The following is a 15343-nucleotide window of genomic DNA, read 5'->3' on the forward strand; positions in this document are numbered from 1 at the left end:
CCGTACGTCACCCACTCGCGCCGACTCTACGGGCCGCCTCTCCACGCACCGCGCACCGCCCGCCACCACCGCCCGCCGGGCACGACGGAGGGCGTGGCACCGAGCACCCGGCGCCACGCCCTCCGAAACCCTTCCCGCGGGATCAGCCCTTGCGGGCCGTCACCTCGGCGGTGAGCTGCGGCAGCACCTGGAAGAGGTCGCCGACCACGCCGTAGTCGACCAGCTCGAAGATCGGGGCCTCGGGGTCCTTGTTGACGGCCACGATGGTCTTCGAGGTCTGCATGCCGGCCCGGTGCTGGATGGCGCCCGAGATGCCCGCCGCGATGTACAGCTGCGGGGAGACCTGCTTGCCGGTCTGGCCGACCTGGTTGCTGTGCGGGTACCAGCCGGCGTCGACGGCGGCACGGGAGGCGCCGACGGCCGCGCCGAGCGCGTCCGCGAGCTCCTCGACCACGCCGAAGCCCTCGGCGGCACCGACACCACGGCCGCCGGAGACCACGATCGCGGCCTCGGTCAGCTCCGGGCGGCCGGTGGACACCCGAGGGGTGCGCGCGGTGACCTTGGCGGCGTTGCCGGTGAACTCCACCGACACGGACTCCACCGCGCCGGCGGCCGGAGCGGCCTCCGGGGCGACGGCGTTCGGCTTGACGGTGATGACCGGCGCGCCCTTGGTGACCGTGGACTTCACCTGGAACGAGGCGGCGAACACCGACTGGGTGGCGACCGGACCGCCGTCGCCGACCTCCAGGTCGACGGCGTCGGTGATGATGCCGGAGCCCAGGCGCAGCGCGACGCGGGCGGCGACCTCCTTGCCCTCGCCGGAGGAGGTCACCAGGACGGCGGCCACGTCGTTGGCCTTGGCGATCTGGGCCAGGGCGTCCACCTTGGGGACGACCAGCTGGTCGGCGAACTCGGCGCCGTCGGCGACGTACACCTTCGCGGCGCCGAACTCGGCGGCCTTGGCGGCGATGTCGCCGGCCGCGGCACCGGCGCCCAGGACGACGGCGGACGGCTCGCCGATACGGCGGGCCAGGGTCAGCAGCTCCAGGGCCGGCTTGCGGACCACACCGTCGGCGTGGTCCACCAGAACCAGGATCTCAGCCATGATTCGTTGCTCCTGATCGATCGTTGGATGCGCGAACGGGTGGGGTTAGATGAACTTCTGGTCGGCGAGGAAGCCCGCGAGCGCCTTGCCGCCCTCGCCCTCGTCCTTGACGACCGTGCCCGCGGTACGCGCCGGACGCGCGGCCACCGACTCCACCGCCGTCCACGAACCCGCCAGACCGACCTCGTCCGCCTCGATCCCCAGGTCGTCCAGGTCCAGCGACTGCACCGGCTTCTTCTTCGCCGCCATGATCCCCTTGAACGACGGGTACCGGGCCTCACCCGACTGGTCCGTCACCGACACCACGGCCGGCAGCGACGCCTCGACCAGCTCGGTCGCCGCGTCACCGTCACGACGGCCCCGCACCACACCGCCCTCGACCGAGACCTCCGACAGCAGCGTCACCTGCGGCACACCCAGACGCTCCGCCAGCAGCGCCGGCAGCACACCCATCGTGCCGTCCGTCGACGCCATACCACCGATCACCAGGTCGAACCCGGTCTTCTCCAGCGCCTTCGCCAGCACCGCCGACGTCCCGATCACATCCGAACCGTGGATGTCGTCGTCGTTCACGTGCACGGCCTTGTCCGCACCCATCGACAGCGCCTTGCGCAACGCGTCCTTCGCGTCGTCCGGCCCCACCGTCAGCACCGTGACCTCGGAACCCTCGTTCGCCTCCGCGATCCGCAGCGCCTGCTCCACGCCGTACTCGTCCAGCTCCGACAGGAGGCCGTCCACGCCATCCCGGTCGGTGGTGTGGTCGTCCGCGAAACGACGGTCACCCGTCGCGTCCGGCACGTACTTCACACAGACAACGATCCTCAAGCTCACGGCCTTGTCTCCTGTACTGGTCTCGTCCGGCGGCTGCGGCTTTGCAAGCGGGCGCGAACACGGAACGCACCCGCTCCGGGCAGCGAATTCCCGTGCCGGTCCGGAACTTCCTGGCAGCATACTCGAGTGGCTCAGTGGTCACTACTGGCCAGTAGCTTACGCCCGGCGGCGGCGCCCGCAGCCTGCGCCCATCCTGCCCCAGCGGCGGGCCGACTCCACCTGACGGGGCGGTCCGACCGCGACGGAATCGCTCCCCGGGCAGCCCCCGAACCGTCCCGCCCCCGGACCCGAGCGGCCCCGGACCTGAGCGAGCCCAGCCCCGACCGACCCCGGACCCGACCGGTTCCTCAGACCGCCCGGCCGAGGACCGCCCGGCCGACCGCCGCGATCACGTCCGCCTTGCGCGGCTGCCCCACCGCCCGGCGCACCACCCGGCCGTCCGCGTCCAGCACCAGGACGGTCGGCGTCCGCCGGACCCCCAGCCGGCGGACCAGCTCCAGCCGTTCCTCGGCATCCACCTCGACGTGCTCGACCCCGTCCACCATCCCGGCCACCTCGGCGAGCACCCGCCGGGTCGCCCGGCACGGCTGGCAGAAGACCGTCGAGAACTGCACCAGCGTCGCCCGCGCGCCCAGCGGCCCGCCCAGCTCCGCCTCCGACAGCAGTACCGTCCCGTCCTCGATGCTCACCCTCATCCTTCCGTCTCGGCCGGCTCTCGACAGCCCGAACGTCGTCGCCAGCGCCAGTACGACAACGCACACCACCAGCCCGGTCATCCACCCAGTCTGCGCCAGCCCCCGTGGGCCCCGAAAGGCACGGTCGACCGCCGGGGGCGGGCCGCGTACGATCGGCCGGTGGACTCCGAGCGCTCCTCACCGCCGCCGCCGACCGCCCGCCGCCCCACCCTCCCGGGCCGGGCCGCCGCCCCCGGCCGCCGCTGACGCCGCCACCCGTCGCCCGCCGCAACCGCCTGTCGCCACCGTCCGCCGCTGCCGCCCGTCGCGACCCTCCCGGAGCCCCCGTGCAGACCGACCCCCGAGGTCCCCGTTTCGCCGCCGCGCTCACTTCGGCCGTCCTGATCGTCGTCCTCCTCACCGGCAGCAGCGTCCTCCTCGCCGGCCAGACCCTGGTCTTCGCCCTCGCCGCGTTCGGCGGCTTACGGCTCTCCCCGTACGACTGGCTCTTCCGGATCCTCGTCCTGCCCCGCCTGGCCCCGCCCTCGGAGACCGAGGACGAGCGGCCGCTCCGCTTCGGCCAGGGCATCCTCGTGGTGTTCACCGCGGTCGGCGTCCTCGGCCACATCACCGGCGTGACCTGGCTCGGCCTGCTGGCCACCTCCACCGGCCTCGCCGCCGCCTTCCTCAACGCCGTCTTCGGCTACTGCGTCGGCTGCGAGCTCTACCCGGTGGTCCGCCGCGCCCAGGGCCGGCTCACCGCGGGGGCCTGAACCCGCCCGGCCGCGCAAGGGCCCGCCTCCCCCAGCAGCCCCGGCAACCCCCGGCCCGGTGAACGGAAAAGTTCCCGTGAGAATTCATCACGGAGATCACACCGGGAAAATCGGCTTGACTGCACGCCTCAGGTGACAGCAGGCACTCGTTCGGGGGATCATCTCCGTGTATCACCCGTGACCGCCGCGGAGTGCCGTGCTCCGGTCGGCACCGCCCGCGACGTCGCGGGCCCCCGCCGAACCGGGCTCCGGCCCGTGGAAGTCAGGACTGACCGTGGCAGAGTTCGTGTACCCGCCGGTGATCGGCGCCGCACTCACCGCCTTCCGCGCGCTCGACGTGCGGATCAAGATCGTGGGCGCCGAACACATCCCCGCCAGGGGGGGAGCGGTACTGGTCAGCAATCACATCAGCTACCTGGACTTTCTCTTCGCCGGCCTCGGCGCCTTCCGCGGCGGCAAGCGCAAGACCCGCTTCATGGCGAAGGACGACGTCTTCAAGCACGGCATCTCCGGCCCGCTGATGCGCGGCATGAAGCACATCCCGGTGGACCGCACCGACGGCCAGCCCGCGTACGAGGCCGCCGTGCGCGCCCTCAAGGCCGGCGAGGTCGTCGGGGTGTTCCCCGAGGCGACGATCAGCCGCTCGTTCATGCTGAAGAAGTTCAAGACCGGCGCCGCCCGGATGGCCGCCGACTCCGGTACCCCGCTGCTGCCCGTCATCCTCTGGGGCACCCAGCAGCTCTGGACCAAGGGCCGGCCGAAGACCCTGACCAAGCGCCACGTCCCGGTCACCATCATGATCGGCGAGCCGATCCACCTCGGGCCGACCGACAAGCCCGTCATGGTCACCAGACGGCTCCGCGCCGCCATGACCGAGATGCTCGACCAGGCCCAGCGCGAGTACCCCGGCAAGCCCTCCGGCCCGGACGACACCTGGTGGCTGCCCACCCACCTCGGCGGCACCGCGCCCACCCTGGAGGTCGCCGAGGCCGAGGACGAGGCGGAGGCCCTCGCCAAGGCCGAGCGCCGCGCCGCCCGGGGCTGACGACTCCCGCCCCACCGGCACCCGGCCTCTCCGCCACTCCGGCCCGCCTCCGCCCGAGCCCGCCACTACTCCGTGCGACCTAGCAAGCGCGATCCGTCGCGTGTCGCCCGGCCCCCGACGCGCCCCGTCTGACACAGTGACAGCTCCTTTCAGGGGCCTTCGTCCTGAATCGGCGACGGGGGCACAGGTCGAGCGGTCGGAAAGGTCGAGGCGGAGATGGCACGGATCACCGGCACACGGCAAACACCCACGAGCAGAGCCCGCACCCGCGCAAGCGCAGGTGCGGGCCTTCTGCTTCTGGGCACCCTGCTCACCGGCTGCGGGGCCGAACCCGGGGAGATCCCGCTCTCGGAGATCCGGCCGGAGTCCCCCTCGGCCGCCCCAGAAACCACGCCCACCGCGACGCCCGGCGTGGTCGGGGCGGCGGCCGGGGCCCCCGTCGCGGTCACCGCGCACAACGGACTGATCGTCAGCCGGGCCTACACCGACACCTCCCGCAGCACCAGCGCCATCGTCACCCTCGCCCCCGACGGCAGCGGCCAGCGCCAGATCACCCAGCCGCCGGACCGCGCCCGCGACGACCGCCCCGACTGGTCCCCCGACGGCACCACCGTCGTCTTCGACCGCACCGATCCGCAGACCGGCGCCGCCCGGCTCTGGTCCGTCGCCGCCTCCGGCGAAGGCGCCCACCAGATCAGCCAGCTCTGCGACAGCTCCGGCGGCGGCGCCGACTGCGCCAACGAGGACGAACGCGCCCCCGCGTACTCCCCGAACGGCAAACAGCTCGCCTTCAGCCGCTCCTGGGGCGCCCTGGACCCGGCCGGCAACAACCAGACCCAGTACTCGGACCTCTACCTGATGAGCCCCGACGGCACCGACGTCCAGCGGCTCACCTTCCTCACCAACGACAAGCCGTACTCCGGCTCGGTCAGCAACCCCAGCTGGTCCCCCGACGGCAAGCAGCTCACCTTCGAGTACCGCACCAGCGCCAGCGGGCAGCCCGCCGCCGGCCGGGCCGTCTACGTTGTCAACGCGGACGGCACCGGGCTCCGCCAGCTCACCCCCTGGGATCTACGCGCCGGCGACCGCGCCGACTGGTCCCCCGACGGCACCCGGATCCTTTTCACCACCTACCCGGCCGGCCCCGACAACGCCCCCGGCGGCGGCATCTACACCGTCCACCCCGACGGCACCGCCATCGGCGCCCTCACCCCCGCCCCCTCGGACGCCTTCTACGGCGCCGCCGCCTACGCGCCCGACGGCCAGTCCATCGTCTTCACCGAGGCCCCCGCGGGCGCCGGCGCCGACCTCTACAGCATGCGGCCGGACGGCACCGGCGTCGCCCGGCTCACCACCACCGACAAGTGGCTCAACCGCCCGTCCTGGGGAACGGCCGACCCCCCGGCCGCGCCGACCCAGACCCCCCAGCCGGAGGCCCAACGACCCGCGCAGGCCCAGGGGCAGGCCCCGACGGAGGAGGCACAGTCCGAGGAGGAGTAAGCCGGTTATCCCGAAAACACCCGGGAAACGCAAAAAGCCCCATCCGGGATCCGGATGAGGCTTTTTGGAATGATTGTTCGGCGGCGTCCTACTCTCCCACAGGGTCCCCCCTGCAGTACCATCGGCGCTGTGAGGCTTAGCTTCCGGGTTCGGAATGTAACCGGGCGTTTCCCTCACGCTATGACCACCGAAACACTATGAAACTGTCAACCGACACCCGACCAAGAATTCGGGTGGGTCGTTGTTTCAGAACAACACAGTGGACGCGAGCAACTGAGGACAAGCCCTCGGCCTATTAGTACCGGTCAACTCCACCCCTTACAGGGCTTCCATATCCGGCCTATCAACCCAGTCGTCTACTGGGAGCCTTACCCTCTCAAGGAGGTGGGAGTGCTCATCTCGAAGCAGGCTTCCCGCTTAGATGCTTTCAGCGGTTATCCCTCCCGAACGTAGCCAACCAGCCATGCCCTTGGCAGGACAACTGGCACACCAGAGGTTCGTCCGTCCCGGTCCTCTCGTACTAGGGACAGCCCTTCTCAACACTCCTACGCGCACAGCGGATAGGGACCGAACTGTCTCACGACGTTCTAAACCCAGCTCGCGTACCGCTTTAATGGGCGAACAGCCCAACCCTTGGGACCTACTCCAGCCCCAGGATGCGACGAGCCGACATCGAGGTGCCAAACCATCCCGTCGATATGGACTCTTGGGGAAGATCAGCCTGTTATCCCCGGGGTACCTTTTATCCGTTGAGCGACGGCGCTTCCACAAGCCACCGCCGGATCACTAGTCCCTACTTTCGTACCTGCTCGACCCGTCAGTCTCACAGTCAAGCTCCCTTGTGCACTTACACTCAACACCTGATTGCCAACCAGGCTGAGGGAACCTTTGGGCGCCTCCGTTACCCTTTAGGAGGCAACCGCCCCAGTTAAACTACCCACCAGACACTGTCCCTGATCCGGATCACGGACCCAGGTTAGACATCCAGCACGACCAGAGTGGTATTTCAACGGCGACTCCACAACAACTGGCGTTGCTGCTTCAAAGTCTCCCACCTATCCTACACAAGCCGAACCGAACACCAATATCAAGCTATAGTAAAGGTCCCGGGGTCTTTCCGTCCTGCTGCGCGAAACGAGCATCTTTACTCGTAATGCAATTTCACCGGGCCTATGGTTGAGACAGTCGAGAAGTCGTTACGCCATTCGTGCAGGTCGGAACTTACCCGACAAGGAATTTCGCTACCTTAGGATGGTTATAGTTACCACCGCCGTTTACTGGCGCTTAAGTTCTCAGCTTCGCCCCACCGAAATGGAGCTAACCGGTCCCCTTAACGTTCCAGCACCGGGCAGGCGTCAGTCCGTATACATCGCCTTACGGCTTCGCACGGACCTGTGTTTTTAGTAAACAGTCGCTTCTCGCTGGTCTCTGCGGCCACCCCCAGCTCAAGGTGCAAGACCCATCACCAGGAATGGCCCCCCTTCTCCCGAAGTTACGGGGGCATTTTGCCGAGTTCCTTAACCATAGTTCACCCGAACGCCTCGGTATTCTCTACCTGACCACCTGAGTCGGTTTGGGGTACGGGCCGCCATGAAACTCGCTAGAGGCTTTTCTCGACAGCATAGGATCATCCACTTCACCACAATCGGCTCGGCATCAGGTCTCAGCCTCAATGAGTGACGGATTTGCCTATCACTCGGCCTACACCCTTACCCCGGGACTACCACCGCCCGGGCTGGACTACCTTCCTGCGTCACCCCATCGCTCACCTACTACCCGTTGGGTCACCGGCTCCACCACTTCCCTTTGCCCGAAGGCTCCAGGACGGCTTCACGGGCTTAGCATCAAGAGGTTCAGCGTTGGCGCTTCAAAGCGGGTACGGGAATATCAACCCGTTGTCCATCGACTACGCCTGTCGGCCTCGCCTTAGGTCCCGACTTACCCTGGGCAGATCAGCTTGACCCAGGAACCCTTGGTCAATCGGCGCAAGAGTTTCCCACTCTTGTATCGCTACTCATGCCTGCATTCTCACTCGTATACCGTCCACGACTGGTTTCCACCGCCGCTTCACCCGGCACACGACGCTCCCCTACCCATCCACACAGCCGTTAGGCCTTCGCATGTGAATGACACGACTTCGGTGATGTGCTTGAGCCCCGCTACATTGTCGGCGCGGAATCACTTGACCAGTGAGCTATTACGCACTCTTTCAAGGGTGGCTGCTTCTAAGCCAACCTCCTGGTTGTCTCTGCGACTCCACATCCTTTCCCACTTAGCACACGCTTAGGGACCTTAGTCGGTGTTCTGGGCTGTTTCCCTCTCGACCATGGAGCTTATCCCCCACAGTCTCACTGCCACGCTCTCACTTACCGGCATTCGGAGTTTGGCTAAGGTCAGTAACCCGGTAAGGCCCATCGCCTATCCAGTGCTCTACCTCCGGCAAGAAACACGTGACGCTGCACCTAAATGCATTTCGGGGAGAACCAGCTATCACGGAGTTTGATTGGCCTTTCACCCCTAACCACAGGTCATCCCCCAGGTTTTCAACCCTGGTGGGTTCGGTCCTCCACACGGTCTTACCCGCGCTTCAACCTGCCCATGGCTAGATCACTCCGCTTCGGGTCTTGGGCATGCAACTGTATCGCCCTATTCGGACTCGCTTTCGCTACGGCTACCCCACACGGGTTAACCTCGCTACACACCGCAAACTCGCAGGCTCATTCTTCAAAAGGCACGCAGTCACGGCCCACCAGCAAGCTGATGAACGACGCTCCCACGGCTTGTAGGCACACGGTTTCAGGTACTATTTCACTCCGCTCCCGCGGTACTTTTCACCATTCCCTCACGGTACTATCCGCTATCGGTCACTAGGGAATATTTAGGCTTAGCGGGTGGTCCCGCCAGATTCACACGGGATTTCTCGGGCCCCGTGCTACTTGGGAGTTCTTCAAACGAGCCGTACAGATTTCGTCTACGGGGGTCTTACCCTCTACGCCGGACCTTTCGCATGTCCTTCGACTACCCATACGGTTTCTGACTCGCCGACCGGCCGGCAGACCGATCAAGAAAAATCCCACGACCCCGCATTGGCAACCCCTGCCGGGTCTCACACCAATACGGTTTAGCCTCATCCAGTTTCGCTCGCCACTACTCCCGGAATCACGGTTGTTTTCTCTTCCTGCGGGTACTGAGATGTTTCACTTCCCCGCGTTCCCTCCACACTGCCTATGTGTTCAGCAGCGGGTGACAGCCCATGACGACTGCCGGGTTTCCCCATTCGGACACCCCCGGATCAAAGCTCGGTTGACAGCTCCCCGGGGCCTATCGCGGCCTCCCACGTCCTTCATCGGTTCCTAGTGCCAAGGCATCCACCGTGCGCCCTTAAAAACTTGGCCACAGATGCTCGCGTCCACTGTGCAGTTCTCAAACAACGACCAGTCACACACCCTCGATGATCCGAAGACCACCTCAAGTGAGGCCGGCACTGAGACAACGGAAACCCGTTCCCTCAGGACCCAACAACGTGCCCGACACGATCCCGGCAACCAGATCCGCGTTCCACGCCGAAGCAGTACTAGCGCTGGTGTCCCAGACCGTGCCGAATAGTCAACGTTCCACCCATGAGCGACCGTGCAGAACATTCGCCTGCAAGCGGCCATGTGCTCCTTAGAAAGGAGGTGATCCAGCCGCACCTTCCGGTACGGCTACCTTGTTACGACTTCGTCCCAATCGCTGGTCCCACCTTCGACGGCTCCTCCCCTTACGGGTTAGGCCACCGGCTTCGGGTGTTACCGACTTTCGTGACGTGACGGGCGGTGTGTACAAGGCCCGGGAACGTATTCACCGCAGCATGCTGATCTGCGATTACTAGCAACTCCAACTTCATGGGGTCGAGTTGCAGACCCCAATCCGAACTGAGGCCGGCTTTTTGGGATTCGCTCCGCCTCGCGGCATCGCAGCCCTTTGTACCGACCATTGTAGCACGTGTGCAGCCCAAGACATAAGGGGCATGATGATTTGACGTCGTCCCCACCTTCCTCCGAGTTGACCCCGGCAGTCTCCTGTGAGTCCCCATCACCCCGAAAGGCATGCTGGCAACACAGAACAAGGGTTGCGCTCGTTGCGGGACTTAACCCAACATCTCACGACACGAGCTGACGACAACCATGCACCACCTGTATACCGACCACAAGGGGGACCGTGTCTCCACGGTTTTCCGGCATATGTCAAGCCTTGGTAAGGTTCTTCGCGTTGCGTCGAATTAAGCCACATGCTCCGCTGCTTGTGCGGGCCCCCGTCAATTCCTTTGAGTTTTAGCCTTGCGGCCGTACTCCCCAGGCGGGGAACTTAATGCGTTAGCTGCGGCACCGACGACGTGGAATGTCGCCAACACCTAGTTCCCAACGTTTACGGCGTGGACTACCAGGGTATCTAATCCTGTTCGCTCCCCACGCTTTCGCTCCTCAGCGTCAGTAATGGCCCAGAGATCCGCCTTCGCCACCGGTGTTCCTCCTGATATCTGCGCATTTCACCGCTACACCAGGAATTCCGATCTCCCCTACCACACTCTAGCCTGCCCGTATCGAATGCAGACCCGGGGTTAAGCCCCGGGCTTTCACATCCGACGCGACAGGCCGCCTACGAGCTCTTTACGCCCAATAATTCCGGACAACGCTCGCACCCTACGTATTACCGCGGCTGCTGGCACGTAGTTAGCCGGTGCTTCTTCTGCAGGTACCGTCACTTGCGCTTCTTCCCTGCTGAAAGAGGTTTACAACCCGAAGGCCGTCATCCCTCACGCGGCGTCGCTGCATCAGGCTTTCGCCCATTGTGCAATATTCCCCACTGCTGCCTCCCGTAGGAGTCTGGGCCGTGTCTCAGTCCCAGTGTGGCCGGTCGCCCTCTCAGGCCGGCTACCCGTCGTCGCCTTGGTAGGCCATTACCCCACCAACAAGCTGATAGGCCGCGGGCTCATCCTGCACCGCCGGAGCTTTACACCAACCCCCATGCGGAGGAAGGTCATATCCGGTATTAGACCCCGTTTCCAGGGCTTGTCCCAGAGTGCAGGGCAGATTGCCCACGTGTTACTCACCCGTTCGCCACTGATCCACCCCGAAGGGCTTCACCGTTCGACTTGCATGTGTTAAGCACGCCGCCAGCGTTCGTCCTGAGCCAGGATCAAACTCTCCGTGAATGTTTACTCGGCCCCGACAATCAAGCAGGGCCGGTTCACACCGCGTTGAGCGGCACGGCAACCACCGGAATAGGGTGGCCCCGCGCACTGCGTCCTCGCTAGTGTTTTACTTCAAAAGGAATCTCCAACCCCAGAAAAATCTGAGGCCGGGGATGTCAACATATCTGGCGTTGACTTTTGGCACGCTGTTGAGTTCTCAAGGAACGGACGCTTCCTTCAGGCCGCCTTCCAGCAGGCCCTCCGGGCTTCGTTCTTTCGTGTTTCCAGCTTATCAGATGTTTTCCGCCCCGTTTTCCGGAGTTTCATTCATCGGATTCGCTTTCCGCTTTGCCGCCCCGGTCTCCCGCGGCGACTCCGGAACTGTACGGGGACCGACCCGCCACATGCAAATCGCCCCCGCCCGGACTCCCGGGCAGGGGCGATTCGTTGTTCGGGCACCGTCAGGCGCGGCCCATCTCCTCGACGATGGCCGCCGCGAAGGCGTCGATGTCGGCCTCCGTGGTGTCGAAGGCGCACATCCAGCGCACCTCACCGGTGTGCTCGTTCCAGAAGTAGAAGCGGTAACGCTTCTGCAGCCGCTCGCTCACGTCGCGCGGGAGGATCGCGAAGACCGCGTTCGCCTGGACCGGACGGACGATCTCGACGCCGTCGATGTTCCGGACCGCGGCCTCCAGGCGGCTGGCCATCGCGTTGGCGTGGCCGGCGTTGCGCAGGTAGAGGTCGCCGGAGAGCAGGGCCTCGAACTGGACCGAGACGAACCGCATCTTCGAGGCCAGCTGCATCGAGGTCTTGCGCAGGTACTTGATGTTGCGCACCCGCTCCGGGTTGAGCACCACCACGACCTCGCCGAACAGCAGGCCGTTCTTCGTGCCGCCGAAGGACAGCACGTCCACACCGACGTCGGTGGTGAAGGCGCGCAGCGGCTGGCCGAGCGAGGCGGCGGCGTTGGCCAGGCGGGAGCCGTCGACGTGGACGAGCATGCCCAGCTCGTGGGCGTGCTCGGTGATCGCGCGGATCTCGTCGGCGGTGTAGAGGGTGCCGAGCTCGGTGCTCTGGGTGATCGAGACCGCGAGCGGCTGCGCGCGGTGCTCGTCGCCGTAGCCCCAGGCCTGCTGGTCGAGCAGCTCGGGGGTGAGCTTGCCGTCCGGGGTGGGAACGGTGAGCAGCTTGATGCCGCCCATCTTCTCCGGGGCGCCGCCCTCGTCCACGTGGATGTGCGCGGTCTCGGCGCAGACCACGGCGCCCCAGCGCGGGAGCAGCGACTGGAGGGCGACCACGTTGGCGCCGGTCCCGTTGAAGACGGGGTACGCCTCGGCCTTGTCGCCGAAGTGGCGGCGGAAGACGTCCTGCAGGTGGTTCGTGTAGTCGTCCTCGCCGTACGCGATCTGGTGGCCGCCGTTGGCGAGCGCGATCGCGGCGAGGACCTCCGGGTGCACGCCGGCGTAGTTGTCGCTGGCGAAGCCGCGGACGGCGGGGTCGTGCCGCCGTACCGCGTCGGTACGGGTGAGGTCGGTCATCGGGCTGTCAGCCACAGGTGCTGTCCGTTCAGTTCTGCTGCGGGGCGGTCCCAGAGGCCCGCCAGGTGATCGGCGAGGTCGGCGGTGTCGGTGAAGCCGGCGAACTTCGCCTCCGGCTTCTCGGCCCGCATTTCAGGGCTGACCAGCGCCTTGATCACCAGGATCGCAGCCGCCGCGGTGGGCTCGCCGCTCGGGTCGGTGGTCTCCTTCTTGAAGGAGTCGGCCATCGCGAGGGTCCACGCCTCGGTGGCGGCCTTGGCGGCCGCGTAGGCGGCGCCGCCCGCGGTGGGCTTGTGCGCGGCCGAGGCGGAGATCATCGCGTAGCGGCCGGCGGGGCTGCGGACCAGCGCGGGCTGGAAGGCGAGCGAGGTGTGCTGGAGGGTCCGCACGACGGTGTCGTGCAGGAAGTCCCAGTCGTCCAGCCGGCTGTCGAAGAAGGTCTTGCTGCCGCGCCAGCCGCCGACCAGGTGGAAGAGGCCGTCGACGTGGCCGTGCTCGGACTCCAGGTGGTCGGCCCAGTCGTGGACCTCCTGCGGGTCGAGCAGGTCGATGACCTGGCCGCTGACCTTGGCTCCGCGCACGGCCACGCGGGTGGCGTCCAGGGCGGACTCCAGGCGCTGGGCGTCGATGTCGGCACCGATCACGGTGGCGCCGTCGGCGGCGAGGCGGCGCAGCACCGCGCGGCCGGCCGGGCCGCTGGCTCCGGCGACGGCGATGACCTTGCCGGCCAGCGGGGCGTTGGTGGAGGTGGTCACGCGGCGACTCCCTGGATGCCGTTACCGGTGATGCCGGTGGTGGAAGCGATGACGCCGCTCAGCTTCTTGTTGAGGGCCTCGTAGAACATGCTCAGCGGGAACTCGTCCGGGAGCACGGCGTCGCACAGGGCCTTGTTGAGGGCCTTGCCGTCGGTGATGTCGAGCGGCAGGGCCTCGGGGCCCTTCGCCCAGGTGGAGGCGGGGTGCGGGGTGAGGTACCGGGAGACCAGCTCGTACGCGGCGATCCAGTGGGCCGGCTTGGGCCGGTCGATGCCGTCGCGGTACAGCTTCTCGATCTCGCCGCAGAGCGCGTTGGTGACCTGCGGGGCGCGCTCCCAGTCGATGCTGAGGCGGTTGTCGCGCCAGCGCAGCGCGTCGTGCTTGTGCAGGTAGGCGAAGAGCAGCTGGCCGCCGAGGCCGTCGTAGTTGCGCACGCGGTCACCGCTGACCGGGAAGCGGAACATCCGGTCGAAGAGGATCGCGTACTGGACGTCACGGGCGTGCGAGTTGCCCTCGGACTCCAGCTGCACCGCCTCCTTGAAGGTGGTGAGGTCGCAGCGGAGCTCCTCCAGGCCGTACATCCAGAACGGGCTGCGCTGCTTGATCATGAAGGGGTCGAACGGCAGGTCGCCGTGGCTGTGGGTGCGGTCGTGGACGAGGTCCCACAGGACGAAGGTCTCCTGCGCGCGCTGCTGGTCCTGGAGCAGGCCCTCGGCGTCGGCGGGGATCTCCAGGCCGAGCTGCTGGACGGCGCTGGTGGAGACGGCGCGGAAGCGGGCGGCCTCGCGGTCGCAGAAGATGCCGCCCCAGGTGAATCGTTCCGGCGCCTTGCGCACGGAGACCGTCTCGGGGAAGAGCACGGCGGAGTTGGTGTCGTAGCCGGCCGTGAAGTCCGTGAAGGTGATCGGCACGAACATCGGGTTGTCGAAGCGGGTGCGCTCCAGCTCGGCCAGCCAGTCGGGCCACACCACGCGCAGCAGGACGGCTTCCAGGTTGCGGTCCGGGTTGCCGTTCTGGGTGTACATCGGGAAGACGACGAGGTGCTCCAGGCCGTCCTCGCGCTGGTCGGCGGGCTGGAACGCCAGCAGCGAGTCCAGGAAGTCGGGCTCGCGGTAGCCGGTGTCGGCCCACTTGGCGAGGTCCGCGTCGACGGCGGCGAGGTAGGCGGCGTCGTGCGGGAAGTTCGGGGCGAGCTCCTCGACGGCGGCGCGGACGGTCGCCACCAGCGGGTCGACGGTGTGCCGCTGGACGGCGGCCAGGTCGATCGAGCCGTCCTTGGACTGCAGGGGGCGCAGCGTCTCGACGGCCTCCTTCAGGCGCAGCCAGGCCGGGTGGCCGGCGAAGGTCGAGACCGGGGCGTCGGCCGCCGCTGCGAGCCTTGGCGAAAGATTCTGCATCGTGGACTCACTTCGACAGGAGTTATTTCAACGGGGACACCATAAGTACGAAAGGTTCTCCCGTTCAAGGGGGCCCGGACAGGCAAAGCTGCGGCGCAGTGCCGCTCCGGCCCGAAAGCCTGCGCCGGAAGGCCCGTTGTCCGGCATGTGGACGGTGATCTGGATGTTCTGGACAGATGAGCTGCTCTGATGCGAACCTCCCGGCATGCTCCCGGCGGTGATCACGGTGGCCGCAGGCCACGACAGCCCGTTCCGGGCACCCTCCCGTCGACACGTCCGCTCCTGCTGTCGCTGTCGCGCGCACCGTCCGTGCTGCCGCCGTCGCCGCTCTTGTCGCAGCTGTTGTCGCCGCTGCTGTTGACCCGGCCACCGGCCGCTGCCCGGCCGCCGTCGACCCGACTGCTGCCGGTCCGGCTCGGGGGGCGCCGCGGACGTGGGCCCGTACGCCGACCATGCCGCGTGTGTTCCGGCGCCGCCACCGGGGGGAAGTGACCCGCCGGGACCGGCCCGCCCCGCCGCGCCCTCCCGTCCCGCCTTTCCGTTCCGCCCGGT

The 15343-nt window shown here is 66.9% G+C and carries 9 protein-coding genes and 3 rRNA genes; 3 read left to right on the forward strand and 9 right to left on the reverse strand.

Annotated elements, in window-relative coordinates; all coding sequences use genetic code 11:
- Positions 1 to 142 precede the first annotated feature (142 nt).
- The 3 genes from ACYP53_RS36100 to ACYP53_RS36110 form a co-directional block, all read right to left on the reverse strand.
- Positions 143 to 1105 (reverse strand): electron transfer flavoprotein subunit alpha/FixB family protein, encoded by a 963-nt coding sequence (locus ACYP53_RS36100; protein WP_459650541.1) that lies wholly within the window; start codon positions 1103 to 1105, stop codon positions 143 to 145.
- Between the two features lie 45 nt (positions 1106 to 1150).
- Positions 1151 to 1936 (reverse strand): electron transfer flavoprotein subunit beta/FixA family protein, encoded by a 786-nt coding sequence (locus ACYP53_RS36105; protein WP_391556173.1) that lies wholly within the window; start codon positions 1934 to 1936, stop codon positions 1151 to 1153.
- A gap of 347 nt (positions 1937 to 2283) precedes the next feature.
- Positions 2284 to 2712 (reverse strand): TlpA family protein disulfide reductase, encoded by a 429-nt coding sequence (locus ACYP53_RS36110; RefSeq protein ID WP_459650542.1) that lies wholly within the window; start codon positions 2710 to 2712, stop codon positions 2284 to 2286.
- Between the two features lie 245 nt (positions 2713 to 2957).
- On the opposite strand from ACYP53_RS36110, the gene ACYP53_RS36115 reads away from it, so the two are divergent.
- From ACYP53_RS36115 to ACYP53_RS36125, 3 genes are all read left to right on the forward strand, one after another.
- Positions 2958 to 3383: a DUF4395 domain-containing protein gene (locus ACYP53_RS36115; protein WP_189926866.1), complete on the forward strand. Its 426-nt coding sequence runs from the start codon at positions 2958 to 2960 to the stop codon at positions 3381 to 3383.
- Positions 3384 to 3657: 274 nt separating this feature from the next.
- Positions 3658 to 4428, forward strand: coding sequence for a lysophospholipid acyltransferase family protein (locus tag ACYP53_RS36120; protein ID WP_189926864.1), 771 nt, complete (start codon positions 3658 to 3660; stop codon positions 4426 to 4428).
- 216 nt (positions 4429 to 4644) lie between these two features.
- Complete coding sequence (locus ACYP53_RS36125) at positions 4645 to 5928, forward strand: TolB family protein (RefSeq protein ID WP_189926862.1); 1284 nt, start codon at positions 4645 to 4647, stop codon at positions 5926 to 5928.
- A gap of 75 nt (positions 5929 to 6003) precedes the next feature.
- Here the strand turns inward: ACYP53_RS36125 and rrf are convergent.
- From rrf to ACYP53_RS36155, 6 genes are all read right to left on the reverse strand, one after another.
- Positions 6004 to 6120, reverse strand: a 5S ribosomal RNA gene (gene rrf, locus ACYP53_RS36130).
- Positions 6121 to 6203: 83 nt separating this feature from the next.
- A 23S ribosomal RNA gene (locus ACYP53_RS36135) occupies positions 6204 to 9323 on the reverse strand.
- A 275-nt stretch (positions 9324 to 9598) separates the two neighbouring features.
- Positions 9599 to 11122, reverse strand: a 16S ribosomal RNA gene (locus tag ACYP53_RS36140).
- Together the 16S, 23S and 5S rRNA genes form the textbook arrangement of a ribosomal RNA operon.
- 440 nt (positions 11123 to 11562) lie before the next feature.
- Entirely contained in the window at positions 11563 to 12639 is a 1077-nt protein-coding gene (locus ACYP53_RS36145) for a threonine aldolase family protein (protein WP_189914061.1), read from the reverse strand.
- The gene (locus tag ACYP53_RS36150; RefSeq protein WP_189913577.1) at positions 12636 to 13394 is read right to left on the reverse strand and encodes an SDR family NAD(P)-dependent oxidoreductase; all 759 of its coding nucleotides are present in this window, start codon (positions 13392 to 13394) and stop codon (positions 12636 to 12638) included. Before ACYP53_RS36150 ends, ACYP53_RS36145 begins: the two co-directional genes overlap by 4 nt.
- Positions 13391 to 14791, reverse strand: coding sequence for a DUF6421 family protein (locus ACYP53_RS36155; RefSeq protein ID WP_189913578.1), 1401 nt, complete (start codon positions 14789 to 14791; stop codon positions 13391 to 13393). The genes ACYP53_RS36150 and ACYP53_RS36155 overlap by 4 nt, the downstream gene beginning before the upstream one ends.
- Between the last annotated feature and the right edge of the window lie 552 nt (positions 14792 to 15343).

The sequence above is a fragment of the Kitasatospora sp. Ki12 genome, from assembly GCF_054601375.1.